We start from the raw sequence: 23,497 nt of genomic DNA on the forward strand, positions 1-23,497 counted from the left end.
AATTTGGGTATAGCGATGGTCCGGCCTCATCTTCCCCTGAATGCACTGCGCGCCTTCGAGGCGTCGGCACGCCATCTCAGCTTCACCAAGGCGGCAATCGAATTATGCGTGACCCAAGCCGCTGTCAGCCATCAGGTGAAAAGCCTCGAAAGCCGCCTCAATGTCACCCTGTTCGAACGCTTGCCGCGCGGATTGCTGCTCACCCATGAAGGTGAAACGCTGCTGCCCACCTTGCGGGAGGCCTTCGATAACATTGCCGGGACGCTGGAACGTTTTGAAGGCGGACATTATCGCGAGGTTCTGCGCGTTGGTGTGGTCGGAACTTTGGCCGTCGGCTGGCTGATCCCTCGCCTGCGCGATTTTCAGACCACGCATCCGTTTATCGATTTGCGGCTTTCGACCAATAATAACCGCGTCGACATCGCCGCTGAGGGACTGGATTTTGCGATTCGGTTCGGGTCCGGGGCGTGGCACGGCGTCGAGGCAACCCGCCTTCTGGAAGCGCCGCTTTCGCCCTTGTGCATTTCGGACATAGCCAGTCAGCTGAAAACACCGCCTGATCTCGCTCGCCATACACTGCTTCGGTCCTATCGGGCCGATGAATGGTCGCAATGGTTTGCTGCTGCTGGCGTCACCGGCGACATGCCGCTGCCCAAAAGCATCATGTTCGATTCGTCGCTGGCCATGATGGAAGCTGCAATACAGGGGGCAGGTGTCGCGCTTGCGCCGCCGTCAATGTTCACCCGGCAGCTTCACGCCGAAACAATCGTCCAGCCCTTCCCGCAAACGGTGACGATGGGCAGCTATTGGCTGGCCCGACTTCAATCGCGCCCGGAAACGGACGCGATGGCCGCTTTTCGTAAATGGCTGATCGATACCGCACAGCAGGAAGGTTATTGAGGGCCTGTCTGCCCGAAGAAAATTCGGGCAACAAAAAACCGGGCAGTTGCCTACCCGGTTTTCCGTGTTCAATTATCAGATAATTAGAACTTGTAGCCGAGACCGACGCGGATGTCGTGGGTGTCGAGCTTGTTGCCAACGGTGGTGCCACCGAGGTCATAGTCCTTGTTACCGAACTGGGTGTAGCGGTATTCAACGCGGCCCAGGATGTTTTCGGTCAGCTTGGCTTCCATACCGGCGCCAGCAGTCCAACCAACGCGGAACTTGCTTTCGTCGTCGCCATTGCCGCTCAGCTTAACCTGCGAACCAGCGATACCACCGGTGATGTATGGCATGATCGGGTTCAGGTCGTAGCCGAGACGTGCACGCAGCGAGCCTTCGAAGCCCTGCTTGACTTCCAGACCGTCCTTGGACTTCTTGGCCCAGGAGTAACCAGCGTCACCTTCAACACCGTATACGAACTGGTCCTGCTGGAAGTTCCAGCCAGCATAAGCGCCAGCCTTCCAGTCGTCAGGCTTTACGGTGCCGACGATGTCGTTCTTGGCCTTGTTCCAGCCGTAGCCGAGGTACAGACCGGTATAACCGCCAGCCCAGGTGTTCTGGGGAGCCATTTCGACCGGAGCCGGAACAGGAGGCTGTTCCTGAATGGCGTCAGCTGCAAAGGCAGTCGCAGAGAACGGCAGCAGCGCAGCCGAGGCGATTACGAGAGACTTAAGAGTGCGCATAGCATTCTCCTTACACAAATTACGTTTGACACGGTCCCTTATCGGGCGGGCAGCATGTTGGGAGTTCGAAGTTGCCCATGCCGTGCTGATGGGGAGGAGGTATCGTCGGTAATTGCGGCACGAAATGCCCGCTTCTGTGAAGAAAACCCGACGAGAAAATGGCAAAAATGCGATGTTGCATTCTCGCAACGCCAAGCTTTTGTGACTATATGAGCAGGTGCGGATTGTTGCGGGGCAATCAACTCACTCCCTCGCTACGAGAAGCAACTGATATTGCTCGCATTTTGTCAGTAGCGGACGTATTTCCCGCTATTAATGGATGCAATCTGACGAGCAAAATGGCATGAAAATCACGAGAGAATCTCGATAAGAAAGTGTTTACCGTGTTGAACGAACAGGAAGTCAGCCAGCTTGCAAAATGTCCGGTCCTCGTGACGGGCGGCGCACGGCGCATCGGAAAGGCGATTGTCGAAGACCTCGCAGCCCATGGCTTCCCTGTTGCGATCCACTGCAACCGTTCCATCGAAGAAGGTCAGGCTCTTGCCGATGCCATCATTGCGCGCGGCGGAACGGCCTGCGTCGTTCAGGCCGACCTCTCATCCGAGCAGGATGTGCGCGGCCTTATTGCGCAAGCCGAGCGCCAGATCGGGCCGATCCGCCTGCTCGTCAATAATGCGTCCTTGTTTGAGGATGACCGGGTTGGTGATCTCGACATGGCTTTGTGGGACAAGCATTTTGCAATTCATCTCAAAGCCCCGGTCATGCTTTCCGAAGCAATGGCCAAGGCTCTGCCGGAAGCAGTGGACGGGTTGATCGTCAACGTGATCGACCAGCGCGTCTGGAAGCTCAATCCGAACTTCTTCTCCTATACGCTGTCCAAGACAGCGCTTTGGAATGCAACCCGCACGCTTGCGCAGGCATTGGCCCCGCGCATTCGTGTCAACGCCATTGCGCCGGGCCCCACCTTGCCGAGTGAGCGGCAGCGACCGGGTGATTTTGAACGACAGGTCAGCAAGGTCGCCTTGCAACGTGCGCCAGAATTGCCGGAATTCGGGCGCACAGTGCGTTACTTCTGGGAGAATCGTTCCATTACCGGCCAGATGATCGCGCTTGACGGCGGGCAGCATCTGGCATGGGAAACCCCCGACATTGCAGGAATCACTGAATGAGCGGCAACCGCAAAAACCATGACGATACTGGCTCTAGCTTGCCGTCCGACGACGAGCAGGACGTGGCCGGTATTATCATTGGCGACGCGGAAGCCGAAGATGATGAAGACAGCGACGACACCGGTTCCGAAATCGTCGTAGCACCTTCAATGGCCGATCAGATCCAGTGGGACTCGTCCGATGGACTGCCGGATACGGCAGGTCTCAGCGGTCAGGATATCATCAACGCCTTCGTCAAGCGCCTGCCGAACAATCCCGGCGTCTATCGCATGTTCAACAGCGATGGTGACGTGCTCTATGTCGGCAAGGCGCGCAATCTCAAGAAACGCGTTTCCAATTACGCTCGCGGCATAGCCCATTCGAATCGCATCGTGCGGATGATCCGTGAGACAGCGATGATGGAATTTGTCGTCACGCGCACCGAAACCGAAGCGCTGCTGCTCGAAGCCAATCTGATCAAGCGATTGCGCCCGCGCTTCAATGTGCTGATGCGCGACGACAAGTCGTTTCCCTATATTCTGCTGACGGGCGATCATCGCGCGCCCGGTATTTTCAAGCATCGCGGCGCACGCTCTCGCAAGGGCGACTATTTCGGCCCCTTCGCGTCGGCCGGCGCGGTAGGACGCACAATCAACGCGTTGCAACGCGCCTTTCTGCTGCGCACCTGCACCGATTCGGTATTCGAAAGCCGCACGCGCCCCTGTCTGCTTTATCAGATCAAGCGCTGCTCCGGTCCGTGCACGCACGAAATCAGCGATGCCGACTATGCCGAGCTGGTCTCGGAGGCCAAGGCATTCCTGTCCGGCAAGAGCCAGTCGGTGAAAGACCATCTGGCCACCGCCATGCAGGCGGCATCTGCCGATCTCGATTTCGAACATGCGGCAGTCTATCGCGACCGTCTGGCAGCGCTTTCGCATGTCCAGTCACATCAGGGCATCAATCCGCAGACCGTCGAAGAAGCCGATGTGTTCGCCATCCATCAGGAAGGCGGCATGACCTGTATTCAGGTCTTCTTCTTCCGCACCGGCCAGAACTGGGGCAACCGCGCTTATTATCCAAAAGCCGACAGCTCGCTTGGCCCGGCGGAAGTTCTGGGCGCATTCCTGTCGCAGTTCTATGACGACAAGCCCTGCCCCCGCCTTGTGCTTCTGTCTGAGGCCGTGGAAGAACAGTCGCTCATCGCCGAGGCGCTTTCCACCCGCGCCGGTCATAAGGTGCAGGTCAATGTGCCCCAGCGTGGCGAGAAGAAGGACCTTGTCGATCACGCCCTGACCAATGCGCGCGAAGCGCTGGGCCGCAGACTTGCCGAAACCTCGTCGCAGGCGCGCCTGCTGCAAGGCATGGCAGAGACATTCGGCCTTGCGCGTACGCCACGCCGCATCGAGGTTTACGACAACTCGCACATCATGGGCACGAACGCCGTCGGTGGCATGATCGTCGCCGGACCGGAAGGGTTCGTCAAAAACCAGTATCGCAAGTTCAATATCCGCTCGACAGATATCACGCCGGGCGATGATTTTGGCATGATGCGCGAAGTGATCGAGCGTCGCTTCTCAAGGCTGGTGAAGGAGCATGGCGCGCCGGATGAAGCACCCGATCCGGAAAGCCCTGAAGTTCCTGAAATAAATGACAGTTTCCCGGCCTGGCCCGATGTGATTCTCATTGACGGTGGACAGGGGCAAGTGGGGGCTGTGCGTCAGATTCTCAACGAGATGGGTATCGCCAATCTGGTCAATGCAATCGGCATCGCCAAGGGCGTGGACCGTGAAGCGGGACGCGAACGGTTTTTCGTGGAGGGTAAGCAGCCTTTCACCCTGCCGCCGCGCGATCCGGTTCTCTATTTCATCCAGCGCATGCGCGATGAGGCGCACCGGTTCGCCATCGGCACGCATCGCGCACGGCGCAAGAAAGAAATGGTCAAGAACCCGCTCGATGAAATTGCGGGAATCGGCCCATCGCGCAAACGCGCATTGCTGCATCATTTTGGAACGGCAAAAGCGGTTTCCCGTGCGGCGATGGAAGACCTGATGCAGATCGACGGCATATCGGAGGCAATGGCACGCACCATTCACGATCATTTTCGTGACCGGTGACGCAATTTTGATGCGCTTTTGCGCGCCAGCGTCATAAGGTCCGAGCAGAACACCTGCACAAGAGTTGATTTTATTGGTCATCCCTGTTGATGTGCACAAAATAACGTTACGGCGGAACAATGCAGAACAAACATACCCTCTCCTTGCCCAACATCCTCACATATGGACGGATTGTCGCCGTGCCGCTTGTGGTGTTGTGCTTCTTTGTGGAGGGGCGCCTCGAATCCAGCGACTTCGCGCGCTGGACCGCTCTTGGCCTGTTTATCGTGGCCAGCATCACCGATTTCTTCGACGGCTATCTTGCCCGTATCTGGAAGCAGACCTCGACCATCGGTCGCATGCTTGACCCAATCGCAGACAAGCTTCTCGTATCCGCCATTCTGCTGCTTCTGGCCGCCGATGGCACCATCGCTGGCTGGACGCTCTGGGCGGCGATCATCATCCTGTGTCGCGAAATTCTGGTTTCCGGCCTGCGTGAATATCTGGCGGAACTGAAAGTCAGCGTTCCGGTTTCGCGTCTCGCGAAGTGGAAAACCACAGCGCAAATGGTTGCATTGGCCTTTTTGCTCGCTGGCCCTGCCGGTGATAAAATCATGCCCTATGTAACGGAACTGGGCATTGTCCTGCTGTGGATTTCGGCAATCCTCACGCTTTATACGGGCTGGGATTACTTCAAGGCAGGCCTGAAGCACGTGATGGATTAAGCTCGTGAGCGTTAAAGTCGTCTATTTCGCCTGGGTGCGGGAGAAAATCGGCAAGGATGAGGACCTCATCGTCCTCCCTGCCCGGAAAGTGACGGTCGGCGAACTCATTAGCCAGCTGAAAACCCACGGCGAAGAATATGAAGCCGCTTTCGAACATGGCGACGTTATCCGCGCGGCGATCAATCAGGAACATGCCGAACACCACGAATTCATCCAGGACGGCGACGAGGTAGCACTTTTCCCGCCCATGACGGGTGGCTGAGATGAGTGGGCAACCAATTTGCCCGCTGTTTGTCAGCGTTCGCGAAGATGATTTCGACGCGGCGGCGGAAGTGGAAAAGCTTCGCGACGGGCGCAAGGATATCGGGGCCATAGTCACCTTCTCCGGGCTTTGCCGGGACGAAAATGGCCGCCTCTCCGCGCTTGAACTTGAACATTATCCGGGCATGGCCGAAGCCGAGATTAGGCGCATTGCCGAACAGGCGATGGCGCGCTGGCCGCTTCTCGGCATATCCGTCATTCATCGCTATGGGCTCATCAAGCCCGGCGACAATATCGTCCTCGTCGCGACCGCTTCCGCGCATCGCCTCGCCGCCTTCGAGGCCGCCTCTTTCCTGATGGATTTCATGAAGACCGGCGCACCGTTCTGGAAGCGCGAACACCTCGTCAATGGCACAGCGGATGGGTGGGTAGAGGCCAAGGCAGACGACGATTTGAGTCGTCAGCGGTGGGGCAAGTCGCGCGATACTTGAGCCGTCCAAACAGTGCGCTGATCTATTTGCTGAAAACTGCGTTTATCTTTAAGTGCGAATTAACTATTTAAACCCCTAAAATAAAGGGTAATTTGGGTCGCATTTACTTGTGCTGCCACAATTTTCACATGAAGATTTCATTACTGTCAGCGGAGTGAATCAGGCTCCCGTCAGATATGGATCGCGAACGGAGCAATGGGCACGGCAACACTGTCACGACGGGGATTCTCCCCGACTGTGCAGGAATAAGGTTTCGGACTTTAAGAATGCGAAAACTACTGAAAAGCACTCTTTCCATTGCGGCGGCTCTTGTGGTCGGTCTTGGCGCGCTTGGTGGCGCCGCCTTGTTCCTCACCACGTCCATGCCGACCAGCAGCATTGCTGCGGAAAAGACTGTCAGTGGCAAGGTCATGTATCGTGAGCGCATCGCCCTGCCCCCCGAGGCCAAGCTGACCGTGCAGCTTGCGGATATCTCGCTTGCCGATGCGCCGTCCACAACCATTGCCGAAACCCGCATTGAATCCGCGCAAGGATCGCCGATCCCCTTCGCGATCAATTTCGACACCGATCAGATTCAATCCGGCCACACCTACGCCTTGCAGGCCCGCATCACGGCTGGCGATACGCTCTGGTTCGTCAATGACCAGAATTACACCATCGACCCAGCCAATCCCGGCGCTCCGGTAGAAATGCGCGTCGTCATGGTTCGCAAGAGCGCCGACGAAGCCGTGTCCATCGGTATTGAAGGCAAGGACTGGCTGGCAGAAGACATTCAGGGCGGCGGCGTGATCGACAATGCCCAGACCACACTGACCGTCACCTCCGATGGATCCGTCAGCGGTTCGGGCGGCTGCAATCGTTATTTCAGCAAAGCCACGGTGACGGGCGAGAATATTTCCTTTGCCGAGGTCGGATCGACCTACATGCAGTGTCCACCCGCACTCATGAACCAGGAACGCAAGTTCCTCGACACATTGACCAGAACGCGGTCCTACAAGATTGATACGGTAGGCAAGCTCGTCCTTCTCGATCAGGAAGGCAAAGAGATCGCGACACTGGCGCAAAATCTCTGATCTGATTTGAGAAAAGATACAAAAAAGCCGGGCGCGAGCCCGGCTTTTTTCATGCATGCGGATCGGATTAGCCGACGATTTCGGTGCCCGAGAACCAGTAAGCGATTTCTTCGGCAGCGGTTTCCGGAGCGTCGGAACCGTGAACCGAGTTTTCGCCGATCGACAGGGCGAATTCCTTGCGGATCGTGCCAGCGTCTGCGTTTGCAGGGTTGGTGGCGCCCATGACTTCGCGGTTCTTGGCGATTGCGTTTTCACCTTCGAGAACCTGAACGATCGTCGGGCCCGAAGACATGAATTCAGTCAGTTCGCCGAAGAAAGGACGATCCTTGTGAACAGCGTAGAAGCCCTGTGCTTCACGCAGGCTCATCCAGACGCGCTTCGAAGCGACAACACGCAGACCAGCTTCTTCAAGCTTGGCGGTGATTGCGCCGGTCAGGTTGCGGCGGGTCGCGTCGGGCTTGATCATGGAGAAGGTACGTTCGATTGCCATTATGACACCTTGTTTGCTGGGAAATTTTAGAAAAGTGAGGCTCTATACCGTTGATAGGCCTGATTGCCAAGAGCTAGCGAGCATCGCCACCCGTTTACCGGCTTGAGACGGCAGAAATTTGAAGGCATAGATAACGCCATTCTGATTCAGGCTGTCAGATAGCGGGGGATTGCATGGAACAGCATTTTCAAATGTTTGCGTGGTACAATCGCTGGGCGAACGAGCTGCTTTATGCCGCCGCTGCCGATCTGAGCGACGAGGAATACCGGCTCGATCTCGGCCTGTTCTTCGGCTCGGTCCATCGCACGCTCAACCATCTCCTGGTTACCGACCGCATCTGGATGAAGCGTTTTACCGGCGAAGGCGACCATCCAAAGCAACTCGACGCCATCATCACCGACAATTTCATCACGCTGCGCGATCTACGCCATGCCGAGGATGAGCGCATCTGCCGCTATACCGAAGGGTTAAACGCCGACAAGCTCGCAGGGCGCTTTACCTACACGACCGTTTCGGACATGCGCACGATGAGCCAGCGACTGGCGCCTTCGCTTGCACATCTGTTCAATCACCAGACCCACCATCGCGGCCAGATCCATGCGGCCCTGACGCGGCTCGGCACCAGCGCCCCATCGCTTGATCTCTCGCAATTCCAGCGCACGGAAGGCGGCCGCCGCTTCGCCTGAACAATGTTGATACTTGCGGAAACGCCCGGAGCCGTGCAAAAGCCTGTCCATGCTTATTCTCGATGACATTTCCGTCCGCATCGCCGGACGCCTTCTGATCGATCATGCCAGCGTGACGCTGCCTGCCGGGTCGAAGACCGGTTTCGTCGGTCGCAACGGCACCGGAAAGTCCACCCTGTTCCGGGTGATCACCGGTGATCTCGCGCCGGAAACCGGCAGCGTATCAGTGCCGAAGAACACCCGCATCGGTCAGGTGGCACAGGAAGCCCCCGGCACCGAGGAAGCGCTGATCGAAATCGTGATGAAGGCGGACAAGGAGCGCACCGCGCTTCTCGACGAAGCCGAAACGGCCACCGACCCGCATCGCATTGCGGAAATTCACACGCGGCTTGCTGATATCGACGCCCATTCAGCCGAAGCGCGCGCAGGCGCGATCCTGTCAGGTCTCGGCTTCAACGCGGAAGCGCAACGGCGCCCGGCGTCGGCCTTCTCCGGCGGCTGGCGCATGCGCGTGGCGCTGGCTGCGGTGCTGTTTGCCGAACCGGACCTGCTGCTGCTCGACGAACCGACCAACTATCTCGATCTTGAAGGCGTGCTGTGGCTGGTCGACTATGTGAAGCGTTATCCGCACACAGTCATCATCATCAGCCATGATCGCGATCTTTTGAATTCGGCCACGACCTCGATTATGCATCTCGACCAGAAGAAAATCAGCTTCTGGCGCGGCAATTACGATCAGTTCGAGCGGCAGCGGCATGAAATGCTGGAATTGCAGCAAAAGGCCCATGCCAAGCAGGAAGCGCACCGCAAGCACATGGAATCCTTTGTCGAGCGGTTCCGCGCCAAGGCAACCAAGGCCAAGCAGGCGCAGTCCCGCCTCAAGGCGTTGCAGAGGTTGAAACCGATCGACCTTTATGTCGAGAGCCATGTGCAGCCGTTCAGCTTTCCCGACGCGGAAAAGAAGGCCGCCTCGCCCATCATCGCGCTGGACCACGCCGATGTCGGCTATGTGCCGGGCAAGCCGGTGCTGCGCAATGTGACGCTGCGCATCGACAATGATGACCGCATCGCGCTGCTGGGATCAAACGGCAATGGTAAGTCCACACTGGCCAAGCTGATCGCGGGCCGGTTGAAGCCCGAAAACGGCACGCTGACCATTTCGCCCAATCTGAAGGTGGCCTTTTTCGCACAGCATCAGCTGGACGATCTGGTGCCGGAAGACAACGCCATCGAGCATGTGCGCAAGCTGATGCCGACCGAGCCCGAAGCAAAGGTTCGCTCTCGTGTGGCGCGAATGGGGCTTTCGACGGAAAAGATGCTGACACCCGCCAAGGATCTTTCCGGCGGCGAGAAGGCGCGTCTTCTGATGGGGCTTGCGACCTTCCACGGTCCAAACCTTTTGATCCTCGACGAACCGACCAACCATCTCGACATCGACAGTCGCGAAGAGCTGGTCCACGCACTCAACGCCTTCAACGGTGCTGTCATCCTGATCGCGCATGACCGCCATCTGATCGAAGCCACGATGGAACGGCTTTGGTTGGTGCGCGAGGGCGGCGTGAAAGCGTTTGAAGGCGACCTCGATGAATATCGCCAGATCGTTCTGGCCGACGCCAAGGGCGAACCGGCTTCCGAACGGGACGAAGGGCCGAAGGTCAACAAGGCGGAGCAGCGCAAGCTTGCCGCGCAAAAGCGTGAAGCCATGGCCCCCTTGCAGAAAAAGATCAAGGAAACCGAGAGCTTGATGCAGAAACTGCAGAAACAGATTCAAGCTTTCGCCGCTCAGCTGGAAGACCCGGCGCTCTACGAGAAAGAGCCACAAAAGGCCATTCGCATCAACAAGGATATGAGCGATGCGAAATCCGCGCTCGCGAGCGCGGAAGAAAAATGGCTGGAGCTTTCATCGGAATATGAAGAGGCGATGGCGGATTAATCCGCCCTTGCTCATGCAATGAATCCAAGAGCGAACACAAGCCCCAGCAGCACCCATCCGACGATGCGCGCCCAGACCGGCAACGGTCTTGGCCCGAAGCGGACTGCCAGAACCGCGAAAATGACGGTCAGGATCGGAAATCCGAAATAGACCGCGACGTATCCGCTCGATCCTTCAAAAGACGAGCCGAAAACGCCAAGCCGCTCAAGCGGAAACAAGGCGATAAATGCCACCACAGCCGACAAAAGAAGCAGAAGCAAGCGGTCTGAAACGGTGCGGACAAGCTGCATGGGATCAGCTCTGTCGGCGCAGACGGGTGCGCATCAGGCCATAGACGCCCAGCACGCCCAAAACCAGACCGATGGTGGTAAAGGTTTCGTCCGGTGTTTCCGCTCCACGGCGCAGAACCAGATCGGCCTTCGATATTTGCAGGCCGTCCGTATTACCCTGAACAAGACGAAACGCATATTGGCCGGGGATGACCGGATCAATATCGCCCGCACTCTGGCGCAGCGGCGTCCCGTCCTGCGGGCGGTCCGTATTGACGGAGCTGCTGTTCGAAACGAAATCAAGCCCCTGCGACAGAACCGGCTGGCCGTCGCGGCTGACGGCAAGCGTCAGCGCAGACCGACGTTCCGCCGGGACATAGCCCGGCAAAGGCGTGGCATCGATGAAGACGCGCACCGGCGCATCACCCGCTTCAAGGCGCACTTGCTGTACCTTGAAGCCGCTCTGCCGGTTTTCCAGCATCGTCCAGCGTCCGATCTCGCTGCCGGTGAAATGGCGCATATACCACGGGTAGCCGAAGCCAAGCCCGACGCCTGCCACGATCATCGCAACAAAAACCGGACGCATCAGGCTTTCCGCTCCCAGCGGCGATCCGGCGTCTGCTGCCAGTAAGTCAAATCGTGGTTCTCCGCCTTGAAGGCTTTCCATTGTGCGCGCGCAATATCGAGCTGGTCCTGATCGTGACCGTCAAACATCACCACAAGCCGTTCGTAATTGCCGACCTGCTCCAGCCCGGCGCCTTCCACCAGAAAGCGGACAGTTGCGCCATTGGCATTGTTTTCGGTCGTCGTCAGCAGGACAGGCTGCAGCTCCGGGTTCGGTTCCGCATCGGTGCCGTGGGCAACGAAGGACGTGTCGGAGAAGGTCCACAGCAGATTGTCCAGCGCATCCCGCCTTTCCTCGCTGACGGTCTGCACCGTCACGCGCCAGCCGCGCCCAAGCGATCGCTCGACGAGGCCCGGCAGAGCTTCGTCGAGGGTCGATTCTGTCAGATGGTAGAACAGGATTTCTGCCATGCATGTCCCAGAAATGTCTGCGAAGCGGGGCAGAGAAAATGATTCACATTCCCGCCCCATCTTCTTGTTTCCAAATGAGTTTAGCTTTCGAAATGATCGCGGACAAGGCGGTCGAGCAGACGCACGCCGTAGCCGGAAGCCCAGGTCTGGCTATATTCATTTGCCGGTGATCCCATTGCCGTGCCAGCCACGTCGAGATGCGCCCACGGCGTTTCACCGACAAAGCGCTTCAGGAACTGAGCAGCGGTGATCGAGCCGCCATAACGACCGGCGCTGTTCTTCATATCGGCGAATTTCGAATCGATCATCTTGTCATATTCGGCGCCGAGCGGCAGACGCCACAGCTTCTCGCCCGTCGCCTGACCGGCATCGTAAAGCTGGTCAGCGAGTTCATCGTCATTCGAGAACAGACCTGCATGATACTGACCGAGCGCCACCATGACCGCGCCGGTCAGCGTGGCCAGATTGATGATGAAACGCGGCTTGAAGCGATCATTGGTGTAGTGCAGCGCATCCGCCAGCACCAGACGGCCTTCCGCATCGGTGTTGATAACCTCGATGGTCTGGCCAGACATGGTGGTGACGATGTCACCTGGACGCTGCGCATTGCCGTCAGGCATGTTTTCCACAAGGCCGATCACACCAATCGCATTGACCTTGGCCTTGCGTCCGGCCAGCGCGCGCATCAGGCCCGTTACGGCTGCCGCGCCACCCATATCGCCCTTCATGTCTTCCATGCCGCCAGCGGGCTTGATCGAAATGCCGCCCGTGTCGAACACGACGCCCTTGCCGACAAAGGCGACCGGCTTTTCCTTGCCCTTCGCGCCCTGCCACTCCATGACGACGAGACGCGGCGGGCGCACCGATCCTTGCGCAACCCCGAGAAGCGCGCCCATGCCAAGCTTCTTCATTTCCTTTTCACCGAGAATCTCGATCTTCACACCGAGCTTCTCAAGCTTTTCCGCTTCTTCGGCAAACTCCACCGGGCCGAGTACATTGGCTGGCTCGTTGACGAGATTGCGCGCCTGGATGACGCCATCGGAAACGGCTTCAGCCACTTCAAAGGCCTTCTTCGCGCTGTGCGTATCGGCAACGTTGATGGTGATCTTCGCGGCGTGTTTCGGCTCGGCGTTTTCCTCGTTCTTGCGCGTCTTGTAACGGTCGAACTTATAGGACCGCAGAATCATGCCAAGCGCCACATCGGCAGCTTCGTCGCCCGCAATCGTCGTTTCCGGCAGAGCCAGCGTGACGGTCGCGCGTTCGGACTTGCCGATTCGCGAAAATGCCGCACCGCCGATCTTCAGCCAGTCATCATTGCCAAGCTTGCCCGGCTCGCCAACGCCGACGAGAATAATCTTGTCGATGCCGCCAGCCGTCGTTTCGATTGCTTCAGCAGTCTTGCCCAATGCGCCGGTGAAATCCGAGATTTCAAGGATGCGCGCAATCTTTTCCGCCCCACCGACAGCCTGCGCCGCCTCTTCAGCGAAGCCTCCGCCTTTAGCAACCAGAACGATGGCTGCGCCTTTTTCGGGTGCTTCAAACGCGCTGAAAGAAATCGAAGGACGTTTAGACATGATAACTCCAAACCGATGGCCGATGAACAAATGACACGATTGTGTCGCGACTTTTCATCACTCATGTGAGACGAATATGGCGAAACAGCAAGGGTGCAAGCCCTTCCTTATCAGTTTTGCGTTAACTTGGGTGAAGCGCCATCACATGCAATCGATATTCTGGTCACACCCTCGGCATTCCAACAGCTGTTGCGCAGAAACATGTTGCTTCGGACATTTCAATCCTTTTAACAGACAACAGCTAGCGCCAGCGCTTCGCTTTTAGTAATCTGTTAACTGCGTTTATTCGGGCAATCTTAGCCAAGCGGCATTAGATTAAGTTCATTATTGCGAGTGCCGTTCCAAAATGGTGAATGGGCTCCTTCAACGGAACCGGGATGTAAACTCCACCTATGCGATTGATAGAGTTGTACATCCTGCGCCGCGTGGCGATCATGTTCCTCGCGGTGCTGGGCGCGGCGGTGGGCATTACGTGGACGGTGCAGGTGCTTCAGCGCATCGACTTTCTGACGACCAGCGGACAGACTTTTCAGACGATCATTCAGTTCAGTTCGCTGCTGATCCCGTCCGCCATCCCGCTGGTGATGCCTTTTGCACTAATCATCGCCATCACGCAGACACTTTCGACGATGAACCAGGACTCCGAACTTGTCGTCATCAATGCATCGGGCGCGCCGCGCAGTGCTGTCATGCGCCCGATTCTGATGCTTGCGGCGGTGATTTCCATCGTTTCGTTTCTCGTCGCCAATTATGTCGATCCTTATGCGCGCATGAACATGCGCGCGATGATCGCCAATGCCAGCGCCGACCTCGTCAATCTGATCGTGCAGGAAGGCAGCTTCCGCAAGCTGGCTGACAATCTCTATATTCAGGTGGCCGAGCGCCGTTCCGATGGTAGCATTGGCGGATTGTTCATCGCGGATTCCCGCGATCCGTCGCTCGATCTCATCTATTACGCAGCCGACGGTGGCATCGCCACGACGGAGACCGGCGCCAACATGCTGCTCATGCAGAATGGCGAAGTGCAGCGCCGCAGTGTGTCCGATGGCACGGTTTCGATCATCAAATTCGATTCCTATGCTTTCGACCTCAGCCAGTTTGCCTCTGCCGGCGACGATTATGTGATTTATGCCAAGGACCGTCCGCTATCCTATCTGCTCAATCCGGACCCGAACGATCCGATCCTGCAAACGCGCCCGCTGCGTTATAAGGCGGAACTGCATCGCCGTTTGACGCAATGGCTCTATCCGGTGGTCTTTGCGATGATCGCACTGGCTTTCGCGGGCGATTCCCGCTCGCATCGGGAAGCACGGGTGTCCGCATCGTTTTCGGCCATCAGCACCGCCCTTCTCGTCTATTGGGCCGGATATTTCGCCTCGGATCGCGCCGACAAGGACGCGTCCTATATTGTCGTGATGTATTTCGTGCCGATTGCCGTCATGCTCTTCACCGGCTTTGCGCTGGCGACCGGGCGCAGCATCGGGCTGCCCAACAAGTGGAACGACAGGTTGCTCGACAGCTTCGACCGTCTCCGGAAGTTTGTTTCCGATCTTTATGATCGCGTGACGGGCCGCTTCCGCGGCAATGCGGGAGGTCAGGCATGATCGGTTGGACGCTCGGTCGATACTTCTTCACGCGCTACGTGCAGATCACCTTCTATTTTCTGCTCGGCATTTTCGCGCTTTCGATGCTTCTCGACTTCACCGAGAATGCCAGCAAACTCTCCAATCTGCCTGACTATACGGTGTGGGCGGCGCTTGGCCTTTCCGCCATGCGCGTGCCGTTCATCATGCAGCAGATGATTCCATTCGTGGCGCTGTTTTCCGCAATGGCGACGCTGATTTCGCTTAACCGCAAATATGAGCTGGTCGTCGCGCGTTCGGTTGGTGTCTCGGCCTGGCAATTTCTGCTGCCCGCCTGCTTCGGCGCGCTGCTATTCGGCGTCGCGACGATTCTGGTGCTCAATCCGCTGGCGGCCTATGGCTTCTCCAAGGCTGAGGAAATTGCGGCGACATGGAAAAACGGCAAAGTGACCGATGTTTCCGCGCTGCGCGATCCATGGCTTCGCCAGAAGACCGACGAAGGCGAAACCATCATCGGCGCGAAGAGCATTCTGGATCAGGGCGCGAGGCTGGCCGACGCGACGTTCATCCAGTTCGACAGCCAGAAGAACATCAGCGTGCGTTACGACGCCCGCGTGGCCCAGCTGATGGATGGTCATTGGCAGCTTACCGACGTGACGCGATTCGCGCGCGGCGAAGAGCCCAAGAAAATGGACAGTTTTGCGATCCCCACACAGCTGCGACCCGAATATGTCGAAGAGAAGCTCGCTTCTCCCGATACGATTCCCTTCACCCAACTACGACGCAAGATCGAAGTCGCGCGTTCATTCGGCTATTCAGCAAACGCATTTGACATGCAATACCAGTCACTTCTGGCCTTGCCTGCGCTTCTGATGGCGATGACGCTCATTGCTGCAACAGTGTCCCTGAAATTTGTGCGTTTCGGCCAGTCCGGCGCGATGATTCTGGGTGGCGTTGTCGCTGGCTTCATGCTTTATGTCGTTTCGGTACTGGTCAAAGCATTCGGCAATGCGGGATTCGTCCCGCCGTTTGTAGCTGCCTGGGTTCCTGTGATTATTGCGACATTCTTTGGTGTCTCCTTTTTGTTGCATAAGGAGGATGGTTAGTGGGTTTGAGTAACACCCGCATGGTATTGCCCCAGCTGCTCACGCGCTTCTCGCGCGGGACCGCCTTGGCGTGCGTCCTTGCTTTGCCTTTCATATCTGTCGCAGTCATGCCCTCGCCCGCTTCGGCGCAGGACGCATTGGGAGCCAATTATCAGAGCGATCCGAATGCACGGATGCTTCTGCAGGCGGATGAGCTTGTCTATGATCGCGATGTGAACACCGTCACCGCTCAGGGTCGGGTCAAGATCGAGTATGACGGCAACCGCCTTGTCGCCGATAAGGTGACCTATAACCAGCAGACCCGACGCATGACGGCGACCGGGAATGTGGAAGTTGTCGAACGCGACGGCAACAAGATCTATTCCGATCACATGGATGTCACCGACAGTTTCCGCGACGGCTTCGTCAATGGCCTGCGCGTCGAGACGACGGATAATACGCGTTTTGCCGCCGAAAGTGCTGAACGCAGCAACGGCGAAATCACGACATTCAATAACGGCGTCTACACGGCTTGCGAAGCGTGTAAGAAAGACCCCGACAGGCCTGTTCTGTGGCAAATCAAGGCCCGCAAGATCATCTGGAACAGCACCACGAAGACCGTGCGTTTCGAGCGCGGCAAGTTCGAGTTCCTCGGTATTCCGCTGGCCTGGTTCCCGGCGTTTGAAATGGCTGACCCAACGGTCAAGCGCAAGAGCGGCTTCCTGTTCCCGGGCTTTGCCTATAAGGACGATCTCGGTTTCGGCATCAAGAACTCCTATTTCTGGGCTCTTGCACCGAACTACGACGTGACGCTTTCGTCGACCTATTACACGAAGCAGGGCTTTCTCAACGAAGCCGAGTGGCGTCATCGCCTTGAAAACGGCACCTATAACCTGCGTATCGCAGGCATGCATCAGGCTAAGCCGGGCGAATTTGATGATTTGACCGTTGATCGCGATGTAGATAATCGCGGCATGGTGTCCTCTAAGGGCGATTTCGAGATTAATTCGCGCTGGCGTTACGGCTGGGACGTTATGGCCCAGAGCGACCGTAATTTCAGCCGCACCTATAATATCGAAGGATATAATGGCGGAACGCAGGTTTCGAAGATTTACCTGACCGGTATCAACAACCGTAATTACTTCGATCTCAATTTCTATCGTTTCAATGTGCAGGAATCACTTCTGCCGGGCGATCCAAGCGAAATGCATTCGAAGCAGCCTTGGGTTCTGCCAAGTCTGGACTATTCCTATACGCTGCCTGAGCCTGTTTATGGCGGCGAGTTGAACATCAACACGAATCTGCAAGCGCTTTATCGTGACAATGCAAATTTCGCGGTGCCTGAAGTTGGAAAGCGATTTTACCCTCGCGTTCCAGGTTTTAGTGGCACAAGCGCCCGCCTGACCAGTGAAGCGGAATGGAAGCGTACCTACATCACGCCTTCCGGTCTGGTGATCACGCCATTGCTTGCATTGCGTGCCGACGCAATCGGAGCCAACACCAATTTCGACACGACCCTGGCTGGATACACGGACGCCGTCGTACGCTCGGAAGCCCTGCGCGCGATGGCGACTGCGGGCCTCGAATTGCGCTGGCCTATCCTGTTCTCGACGACCAGTTCAACGCATATTCTTGAACCGATTGCGCAGATCTATGTGCGCAACAATGAGCGTTACGCCGGTGAATTGCCGAACGAAGATGCACAGAGCTTTGTCTTCGACGCGACGAACCTGTTCTCGCGCGACAAGTTCTCTGGTTATGACCGCGTTGAAGGCGGCACGCGCGCCAATCTCGGCTTCCGCTACTCCGGCAGCTTCAACAACAGCGATTGGGCGCTCTACGCCTTGGCGGGGCAGTCGTTCCAGCTGGGCGGCCTGAATTCCTATGCAACGAGCGACTTCGTGAATGTCGGTGCGGATTCGGGTCTCGACAGTGCGCGTTCGGACTATGTTGCGATGATCGGCACGTCCAATTCGACCGGTCTGGCGCTGGCTGCACGCGGTCGCTTCGATAAGGACAGCCTGTCGGTACGTCGCGGCGAACTTGAAGTGCAGCAGAGCTGGCAAAAGCTGACGCTGACGGCGCAATATGCTTATATCACGCCTCAGCCAGCCTATGGCTATAATGATTTGCGTCAGGAAGTGAGCGGCACCGCTTCGGCCAAGGTCAATGCGAACTGGCGTGTTTTCGGCTCGGGCACTTACGATCTCGTGTCGAATACCCTCGTCCGTGCATCGTCCGGCCTTGCCTATGATGACGAATGCTTCACTTACATGATGGCATATACGCAGACGCGTAATCCCGGCGAGGACAAGGCTTCGCACGGCATCGGCTTCAACATCTCATTGCGCACGCTCGGCGATATCGGCAGTGGCAACCAGACATTCTAAGATCTATGATCGGAAACATATTCTTATGTTTCCGATCATATCTGCTCAAAGCCGTTCCCAACAAAAAACGGCTTATGTGAAATTTGCGATTTCACTCAGTAAACAATCCCTAATCGTCTTGTAAAATGCGCGAGGGTCATTGTTTCGCCGCACTGGCTCCTCTATACAGACAGCAATATAGTTGGTTTCCGATACTCTTGCGGCTCGATGACAAGCATATCCGGAACCGAATGAGCACATCCGGTGAAGGGTTTCGTTCACCGACCGTAAGGAAATCGGGAAACAAGATGATGTTTGCAAGACCTCTTTTCGCCTCCCTGTTAAGCGCGGCTGTCTGTCTGACGGCGCTCGGCACGGTTGCGCTTCCCACCTCGGCTTTTGCCGCTGGGGAAGCTGAGGTCAAGGTTGTCGTTTCCGGCAATGCGATCACCAATGGCGATATTCAGCGCCGGGCAGCTTTTTTGAAGCTGCAGCGCAAGGGCGGCAATACCGCCCAGCTCGCCCGTCAGGAACTGACTGACGAAATGCTGAAGCGCATCGAGATGAAGAGCCGCGGCATCAACGTTTCCGATCAGGAAGTCGATCAGGCCTATGCGGGCTTTGCCACGCGCAACAAGATGACGCTTGCGCAGTTGAATCAAGTGCTCAATCAGGCAGGTGTTACGCCGGACCATTTCAAGAAATACATCATGGTCCAGATGGGCTGGGGACGCCTTGTCAGCGCTCGTTTTCGTGCCACAGGCATGGTTAGCGAACAGGATGCCGTTCAGCGCATGCTGAAGGACGGCGGCAAGAAGCCTGTTGCGACCGAATATCATCTGCAGCAGGTCATCTTCGTCGTACCGACCTCTAAGCGGTCGCCCGCCCTTCTCGCCAAGCGCCGTCAGGAAGCCAATGCGCTTCGTTCGCGCTTCCAGAGCTGCGACGCGACGCGCCAGCAGGCAAAAGGCATTATCGATGTGACTGTCCGCGATCTTGGGCGCATTATCGAACAGCAGCTGCCGGGTGAATGGTCGAAGGATGTGAAGGCCGCTGGCGTGGGCCGCACGACACCGCCGCATGACACGGAAAAGGGCGTCGAATTCCTCGCCGTCTGCGCCACGCGCCAGCTTTCCGACGACCGCGTCGCACAGCTCGTTTTCTCCATGGAGGGCGCGGACACGCCAGAAGGTCAGGAAAAGAAGGCGGACGCGCTTGCCACCAAATATCTGGATGAGCTGCGCAAGAAAGCCACCATCGTTAATCGCTAACATTCCGGCGACAGCACAGCTGTCGTTCAGGATAAGGCAATGATATGAGCTGGCACGGTATTTTCCGGTTGCCAGCTTTTATTTTTGGAATCAGAAGCATGTGCGCACAGTCTGTTCTTCCGCTCGCGGTTACTGTCGGCGACCCATCCGGTGTCGGCCCGGATATCGCGCTGGCCGTCTGGCTGAGACGAGATGAATTGTCCCTGCCCCCTTTTGTGCTGCTGGCCGATCCCGCACAGCTCGAAGCACGCGCGCGGCTTCTCAATCTCGACGTACAGATAGAGGCGGTCGCAGACGCTGCCGCATCACGCGAGGTTTTTGCACGCGCATTGCCCGTCTTGCCGCTCGTGAACGAACACAGTGAAAGCCCGGGCAAACCACTGACTGACAATGCCGCAGGCACTGTTGAAGCGATTGAGCGCGCAGTCGCGCTTACGCTCGCTGGCGAAACGTCCGCCGTCGTCACCTGCCCGATTGCCAAGAAACCGCTTTATGAGGCTGGGTTCCCGCATCCGGGACACACCGAATTTCTGGCAGAGCTTGCAAGCCGTCACGCTGGCGCAACTATCACCCCGGTGATGATGCTCGCCGGACCGCAATTGCGCGCAGTGCCCGTGACCATTCACATCCCGCTTGTGGAAGTGCCGCGCCAGCTCACGACCGAGAATATTCTCGAAGTGTCGCGCATCACGGCGCATGAACTGCGCGAGCGGTTCGGGATTGCCAAGCCGCGACTGGCGCTTTCCGGCCTCAACCCGCATGCGGGCGAAGGCGGTGCCATGGGCAAGGAAGACGAAACAATCATTCGCCCCGCAGTGGAACAGTTGCAGCTGGAGGGCATCGACGTGCGCGGTCCCCTGCCCGCCGATACGATGTTCCACCCCCAAGCGCGCGCGGCATATGATGCCGCCATCTGCATGTATCACGATCAGGCGCTTATACCGGCCAAGGCGCTCGCCTTTGACGAAACCGTCAATGTGACGCTCGGTCTGCCCTTCATCCGCACCTCGCCAGATCATGGCACAGCTTTCGATATTGCAGGTCAGGGCATTGCGCGACCAGACAGTCTGGTTGCAGCGATCCGGCTTGCGCATGAGCTGGCAGAAAATACAACAGGTTCCAAGGCATGAGCATCGACAATCTGCCACCCCTTCGCGAAGTCATCGAACGGCATGACCTGATGCCGAAGAAGTCGCTCGGGCAGAATTTTCTGTTCGATCTCAATCTGACGTCCAAGATTGCCCGTCAGGCGGGCGATCTGAAGGACCAGCCGGTTATCGAGGTTGGCCCCGGCCCCGGCGGATTGACCCGCGCCCTTCTGGCGCAGGGCGCCTATGTCACCGCGATCGAGCGCGACGAACGCTGCCTTGAGGCGCTGGCGGAAATAGAGGCCCATTACCCGGGCCGCTTGCGGATCATCTCCGGCGATGCGCTGGAGCAGGATTTCAAGACACTGTTTCCCGATGGTCCCAAGCCGCGCATCGCGGCCAATCTGCCCTATAATGTCGGCACGCAGCTGCTTTTGAACTGGCTTCTGGTCGAGCCGTGGCCGCCGTTCTATTCCTCCATGACACTGATGTTCCAGCGCGAAGTGGCAGAACGCATCGTGGCAACACCCGACAGCGATCATTATGGACGCCTCGGTGTGCTGGCAGGCTGGCGGACAAAATCCAGGATCGCGTTCGACGTGCCACCGCAGGCCTTTACACCGCCGCCCAAAGTCATGTCGTCCGTGGTGCACATCGTTCCGCTCGAAAATCCGCTGCCCTGTAATGCGGCGGCACTCGGTCAGGTGACGCAGGCCGCTTTCGGACAAAGGCGCAAGATGCTGCGCCAAAGCCTGAAACCCATTGGCGGTGCGGCCCTTCTGGAAAAGACCGGCATTGACGGCACCCGCCGCGCCGAAACGCTCAGCGTCGAAGAATTCGTCGCTCTCGCGAATGCCTATCGCCCATGACGTGATTTAATGGTGGCCGCCAGCCACCCGGCCCGCCTTTTGACCATTGGCCGGTCGGTCATGCGGTTCGGTCTTGTCCTTGGCGTCTGAGCCGTCTTTCAGAATCGGCAGCGTCATTTCATCGACGATCTGACCGACGTGATCGATTTCCTCGCGGAAACTCGACAACGACGAACCGGAGAGCTTTTCACCAGCATTGAGGCGCGCGGTCAGCGGGTCGACATATTGATCGCCGACTTTCAGCTCATAATAAAGATGCGGACCCGTGGAATAGCCGGTCGAGCCGACATAGGCGATGACTTCGCCCTGCTTGACATGCTGGCCGACGCGCAGTCCTTCCTTGGCCGATGAAAGATGCGCATAGGTGGTGCTGTAACCGCCCTGATGGCGGATACGCACATATTTGCCATAACCCTTCTGATATGAAATCAGTTCCACGACGCCGTCGCCCGCAGCCACGATCGGCGAACCGATCGGTGCGTCGTAATCGACACCGTTATGATGCTTGCGGACGTGCAGAACCGGGTGGATACGCCAGCCGAAACCATCGTTCAGTCGCCCGTTCGGCAAAGGTTTGTGCATCAGATATTTGGTCATCGAGGAGCCATCCTCGTTGAAGTAATCCGTGGCGCCGCCCTTGCCTTCGTGCCGGTAGAGGCGCTTGCTTTTACCGTTGGTGGTGAATTCCACGAACACCAGTTCCGGGTCGGTTTCTGCGCTTTTCCTGAAAAGAAGGTCGATCAGATCCGGCGCATTGACGCCCTTCTCCAGCACGACACCGTTCTGTTCCGCAAGCTTCTCGACTTCGCGCACGATTTCTCGTGGAGCGCCCGCCTGAACCAGCCTCGTTTCTATCGAACCATTGCTGTTTCCCGCCGGAGCCGGTGGATGAGAGGCGCTCAGCATGGCATCGCGGGACAAACGCGCAAAAAGCCGCTCATTACCGGTCGAATGAAAGACACCATCATCCGCCCGGCCATAGACGGCCTTGTTGGCATTGCCGTGGTTGAAGCGGGCCAGCGAAACATGGGCGGCGGCATCGCTGCCGTCTTTTTTGTCGACCAGCAGTTCCAGATTGTCGCCCGGAAGCAATTCGGTGCGGGCCAGCGCTTCTTCCAATCTCTGACTGTCTTCGGCGGCGATCCCCGCGGCCTGCAAAAGCGCCTCTATTCGTTCCCGCGATTGCGGCGCAACGATGATTTCATGCACATCCGCCTTCTCATGGGCGGCGGGCTTGGCAAGGCTGACATTGACAGGAACGCCACGCTCCAATTCGGACAGCGGTTGCGCCGGTTCGCAACACTTGGCCGCTATTGTTGTTCCATCCATCGTATCGTCAATGGCGGGCCGCCTGGCGTCGCGGCCTTTCACATCCAGCACCACATGCTGATAGGTATAAAGCCGCGCATCGCCATCCTCGACGCCTTCCGCAATATCGATGCGGCGCGACACGCGATGGCTTAAATCATTATTCACGGCGGGCACGAGCCGCGCATCTTTGGCTGCGGCGCGATGTCGGCGAACCAAGCTTGTCGGGCTGGCAAAAGCCGGCTGTGCGGCACGACCGTGGCGCACAAGCCCGCCGGTCGCGAGTATCATCGCGCCACCGGCAATGACCGTGACGGAGGCCAGCGCCAGACAGAAGCGCATATGCGTATGCAAGGAAAAGCGAACCCAGCGCACCGGCCCAAGGCTACGATGTGATAACGGTTCCGCCTTCATATTTGTGCCAGCAGGTGCAAAGACGGACCCCAATGGGTTCACCGTCGCAACTGCAAGCTTGCGATGGAAGTATCCTGCCCTCGGGGCCATACCGACAATACTCTAGG

Annotated in this window: 22 protein-coding genes; 15 read left to right on the forward strand and 7 right to left on the reverse strand. The window is 57.7% G+C overall.

The genetic code is table 11. From position 1 onward, the window contains the following. Positions 1 to 15: 15 nt before the first annotated feature. Positions 16 to 900: a LysR family transcriptional regulator gene (locus FIC94_RS10415; protein WP_140024822.1), complete on the forward strand. Its 885-nt coding sequence runs from the start codon at positions 16 to 18 to the stop codon at positions 898 to 900. Positions 901 to 983: 83 nt separating this feature from the next. Here the strand turns inward: FIC94_RS10415 and omp25 are convergent, their stop codons facing one another. After that, positions 984 to 1,625, reverse strand: coding sequence for an outer membrane protein Omp25 (gene omp25 / locus FIC94_RS10420; protein WP_109368681.1), 642 nt, complete (start codon positions 1,623 to 1,625; stop codon positions 984 to 986). 374 nt (positions 1,626 to 1,999) lie between these two features. Between omp25 and FIC94_RS10425 the strand changes: the two genes are divergently transcribed. The 6 genes from FIC94_RS10425 (at position 2,000) to FIC94_RS10450 (ending at position 7,416) form a co-directional block, all read left to right on the forward strand. Further along, positions 2,000 to 2,794 (forward strand): SDR family oxidoreductase, encoded by a 795-nt coding sequence (locus FIC94_RS10425; protein WP_371830776.1) that lies wholly within the window; start codon positions 2,000 to 2,002, stop codon positions 2,792 to 2,794. After that, positions 2,791 to 4,887, forward strand: a complete 2,097-nt coding sequence (gene uvrC, locus FIC94_RS10430; protein ID WP_140024823.1) for an excinuclease ABC subunit UvrC — start codon at positions 2,791 to 2,793, stop codon at positions 4,885 to 4,887. Before FIC94_RS10425 ends, uvrC begins: the two co-directional genes overlap by 4 nt. Before the next feature lie 119 nt (positions 4,888 to 5,006). Further along, positions 5,007 to 5,591: a CDP-diacylglycerol--glycerol-3-phosphate 3-phosphatidyltransferase gene (gene pgsA, locus FIC94_RS10435; RefSeq protein WP_078340745.1), complete on the forward strand. Its 585-nt coding sequence runs from the start codon at positions 5,007 to 5,009 to the stop codon at positions 5,589 to 5,591. A gap of 4 nt (positions 5,592 to 5,595) precedes the next feature. Then, positions 5,596 to 5,853: a molybdopterin converting factor subunit 1 gene (gene moaD, locus FIC94_RS10440; protein ID WP_140024824.1), complete on the forward strand. Its 258-nt coding sequence runs from the start codon at positions 5,596 to 5,598 to the stop codon at positions 5,851 to 5,853. Position 5,854: 1 nt separating this feature from the next. After that, complete coding sequence (locus tag FIC94_RS10445; protein ID WP_140024825.1) at positions 5,855 to 6,343, forward strand: molybdenum cofactor biosynthesis protein MoaE; 489 nt, start codon at positions 5,855 to 5,857, stop codon at positions 6,341 to 6,343. Between the two features lie 266 nt (positions 6,344 to 6,609). Beyond that, positions 6,610 to 7,416: a YbaY family lipoprotein gene (locus FIC94_RS10450; RefSeq protein ID WP_121535619.1), complete on the forward strand. Its 807-nt coding sequence runs from the start codon at positions 6,610 to 6,612 to the stop codon at positions 7,414 to 7,416. 67 nt (positions 7,417 to 7,483) lie between these two features. Here the strand turns inward: FIC94_RS10450 and ndk are convergent, their stop codons facing one another. After that, positions 7,484 to 7,906, reverse strand: coding sequence for a nucleoside-diphosphate kinase (gene ndk, locus FIC94_RS10455; protein WP_109368676.1), 423 nt, complete (start codon positions 7,904 to 7,906; stop codon positions 7,484 to 7,486). Positions 7,907 to 8,079: 173 nt separating this feature from the next. Here ndk and FIC94_RS10460 point away from each other — a divergent pair, with 173 nt between their 5' ends. Continuing rightward, positions 8,080 to 8,592, forward strand: a complete 513-nt coding sequence (locus FIC94_RS10460) for a DinB family protein (RefSeq protein WP_109368675.1) — start codon at positions 8,080 to 8,082, stop codon at positions 8,590 to 8,592. Positions 8,593 to 8,641: 49 nt separating this feature from the next. Next, positions 8,642 to 10,525, forward strand: coding sequence for a ribosomal protection-like ABC-F family protein (gene abc-f, locus FIC94_RS10465; RefSeq protein WP_140024826.1), 1,884 nt, complete (start codon positions 8,642 to 8,644; stop codon positions 10,523 to 10,525). 11 nt (positions 10,526 to 10,536) lie between these two features. Here the strand turns inward: abc-f and FIC94_RS10470 are convergent, their stop codons facing one another. The 4 genes from FIC94_RS10470 to FIC94_RS10485 all read right to left on the reverse strand — a co-directional run bounded on the left by FIC94_RS10470 (position 10,537) and on the right by FIC94_RS10485 (position 13,403). Next, on the reverse strand, positions 10,537 to 10,815 hold the full coding sequence (locus FIC94_RS10470) for a hypothetical protein (protein ID WP_140024827.1): 279 nt from the start codon (positions 10,813 to 10,815) through the stop codon (positions 10,537 to 10,539). A 4-nt stretch (positions 10,816 to 10,819) separates the two neighbouring features. After that, positions 10,820 to 11,380, reverse strand: coding sequence for a type IV secretion system effector BspB (gene bspB / locus FIC94_RS10475; protein WP_140024828.1), 561 nt, complete (start codon positions 11,378 to 11,380; stop codon positions 10,820 to 10,822). Further along, a complete protein-coding gene (locus FIC94_RS10480) occupies positions 11,380 to 11,829 on the reverse strand; it encodes a DNA polymerase III subunit chi (protein WP_140024829.1) in 450 nt (149 codons plus the stop codon). Before FIC94_RS10480 ends, bspB begins: the two co-directional genes overlap by 1 nt. An 80-nt stretch (positions 11,830 to 11,909) precedes the next feature. Next, the gene (locus tag FIC94_RS10485; RefSeq protein ID WP_121535610.1) at positions 11,910 to 13,403 is read right to left on the reverse strand and encodes a leucyl aminopeptidase; all 1,494 of its coding nucleotides are present in this window, start codon (positions 13,401 to 13,403) and stop codon (positions 11,910 to 11,912) included. Between the two features lie 392 nt (positions 13,404 to 13,795). Here FIC94_RS10485 and lptF point away from each other — a divergent pair, with 392 nt between their 5' ends. The 6 genes from lptF to rsmA all read left to right on the forward strand — a co-directional run bounded on the left by lptF (position 13,796) and on the right by rsmA (position 21,668). Next, complete coding sequence (gene lptF, locus FIC94_RS10490) at positions 13,796 to 15,007, forward strand: LPS export ABC transporter permease LptF (protein ID WP_121535607.1); 1,212 nt, start codon at positions 13,796 to 13,798, stop codon at positions 15,005 to 15,007. Then, positions 15,004 to 16,092 (forward strand): LPS export ABC transporter permease LptG, encoded by a 1,089-nt coding sequence (gene lptG / locus FIC94_RS10495; protein WP_124915599.1) that lies wholly within the window; start codon positions 15,004 to 15,006, stop codon positions 16,090 to 16,092. The genes lptF and lptG overlap by 4 nt, the downstream gene beginning before the upstream one ends. 20 nt (positions 16,093 to 16,112) lie before the next feature. Further along, the gene (locus FIC94_RS10500; protein WP_140024917.1) at positions 16,113 to 18,461 is read left to right on the forward strand and encodes an LPS-assembly protein LptD; all 2,349 of its coding nucleotides are present in this window, start codon (positions 16,113 to 16,115) and stop codon (positions 18,459 to 18,461) included. Between the two features lie 287 nt (positions 18,462 to 18,748). Beyond that, complete coding sequence (locus FIC94_RS10505) at positions 18,749 to 19,711, forward strand: SurA N-terminal domain-containing protein (protein ID WP_140024830.1); 963 nt, start codon at positions 18,749 to 18,751, stop codon at positions 19,709 to 19,711. A gap of 98 nt (positions 19,712 to 19,809) precedes the next feature. Beyond that, positions 19,810 to 20,841 carry a 4-hydroxythreonine-4-phosphate dehydrogenase PdxA gene (gene pdxA / locus FIC94_RS10510; RefSeq protein ID WP_140024831.1) on the forward strand — a complete coding sequence of 344 codons (1,032 nt, stop codon included), beginning with the start codon at positions 19,810 to 19,812 and terminating at the stop codon, positions 20,839 to 20,841. Further along, the gene (gene rsmA / locus FIC94_RS10515) at positions 20,838 to 21,668 is read left to right on the forward strand and encodes a 16S rRNA (adenine(1518)-N(6)/adenine(1519)-N(6))-dimethyltransferase RsmA (RefSeq protein WP_140024832.1); all 831 of its coding nucleotides are present in this window, start codon (positions 20,838 to 20,840) and stop codon (positions 21,666 to 21,668) included. The genes pdxA and rsmA overlap by 4 nt, the downstream gene beginning before the upstream one ends. A gap of 6 nt (positions 21,669 to 21,674) precedes the next feature. Here rsmA and FIC94_RS10520 read toward each other — a convergent pair whose 3' ends face one another. Next, positions 21,675 to 23,480, reverse strand: coding sequence for a M23 family metallopeptidase (locus FIC94_RS10520; protein ID WP_328592134.1), 1,806 nt, complete (start codon positions 23,478 to 23,480; stop codon positions 21,675 to 21,677). Between the last annotated feature and the right edge of the window lie 17 nt (positions 23,481 to 23,497).

It is taken from the genome of Ochrobactrum teleogrylli (assembly GCF_006376685.1).
GTDB classification, from domain to species: domain Bacteria; phylum Pseudomonadota; class Alphaproteobacteria; order Rhizobiales; family Rhizobiaceae; genus Brucella; species Brucella teleogrylli.

Excerpts from the sequence above, each read along its gene's own strand:
- FIC94_RS10415 (WP_140024822.1), top strand. The coding sequence starts at position 16 with ATGGTCCGGCCTCATCTTCCCCTGAATGCACTGCGCGCCTTCGAGGCG.
- omp25 (WP_109368681.1), bottom strand. The coding sequence starts at position 1,625 with ATGCGCACTCTTAAGTCTCTCGTAATCGCCTCGGCTGCGCTGCTGCCG.
- uvrC (WP_140024823.1), top strand. The coding sequence starts at position 2,791 with ATGAGCGGCAACCGCAAAAACCATGACGATACTGGCTCTAGCTTGCCG.
- pgsA (WP_078340745.1), top strand. The coding sequence starts at position 5,007 with ATGCAGAACAAACATACCCTCTCCTTGCCCAACATCCTCACATATGGA.
- FIC94_RS10445 (WP_140024825.1), top strand. The coding sequence starts at position 5,855 with ATGAGTGGGCAACCAATTTGCCCGCTGTTTGTCAGCGTTCGCGAAGAT.
- FIC94_RS10450 (WP_121535619.1), top strand. The coding sequence starts at position 6,610 with ATGCGAAAACTACTGAAAAGCACTCTTTCCATTGCGGCGGCTCTTGTG.
- ndk (WP_109368676.1), bottom strand. The coding sequence starts at position 7,906 with ATGGCAATCGAACGTACCTTCTCCATGATCAAGCCCGACGCGACCCGC.
- FIC94_RS10460 (WP_109368675.1), top strand. The coding sequence starts at position 8,080 with ATGGAACAGCATTTTCAAATGTTTGCGTGGTACAATCGCTGGGCGAAC.
- abc-f (WP_140024826.1), top strand. The coding sequence starts at position 8,642 with ATGCTTATTCTCGATGACATTTCCGTCCGCATCGCCGGACGCCTTCTG.
- FIC94_RS10470 (WP_140024827.1), bottom strand. The coding sequence starts at position 10,815 with ATGCAGCTTGTCCGCACCGTTTCAGACCGCTTGCTTCTGCTTCTTTTG.
- bspB (WP_140024828.1), bottom strand. The coding sequence starts at position 11,380 with ATGCGTCCGGTTTTTGTTGCGATGATCGTGGCAGGCGTCGGGCTTGGC.
- FIC94_RS10480 (WP_140024829.1), bottom strand. The coding sequence starts at position 11,829 with ATGGCAGAAATCCTGTTCTACCATCTGACAGAATCGACCCTCGACGAA.
- FIC94_RS10485 (WP_121535610.1), bottom strand. The coding sequence starts at position 13,403 with ATGTCTAAACGTCCTTCGATTTCTTTCAGCGCGTTTGAAGCACCCGAA.
- lptF (WP_121535607.1), top strand. The coding sequence starts at position 13,796 with ATGCGATTGATAGAGTTGTACATCCTGCGCCGCGTGGCGATCATGTTC.
- lptG (WP_124915599.1), top strand. The coding sequence starts at position 15,004 with ATGATCGGTTGGACGCTCGGTCGATACTTCTTCACGCGCTACGTGCAG.
- FIC94_RS10500 (WP_140024917.1), top strand. The coding sequence starts at position 16,113 with ATGGTATTGCCCCAGCTGCTCACGCGCTTCTCGCGCGGGACCGCCTTG.
- FIC94_RS10505 (WP_140024830.1), top strand. The coding sequence starts at position 18,749 with ATGATGTTTGCAAGACCTCTTTTCGCCTCCCTGTTAAGCGCGGCTGTC.
- pdxA (WP_140024831.1), top strand. The coding sequence starts at position 19,810 with ATGTGCGCACAGTCTGTTCTTCCGCTCGCGGTTACTGTCGGCGACCCA.
- rsmA (WP_140024832.1), top strand. The coding sequence starts at position 20,838 with ATGAGCATCGACAATCTGCCACCCCTTCGCGAAGTCATCGAACGGCAT.
- FIC94_RS10520 (WP_328592134.1), bottom strand. The coding sequence starts at position 23,480 with ATGGCCCCGAGGGCAGGATACTTCCATCGCAAGCTTGCAGTTGCGACG.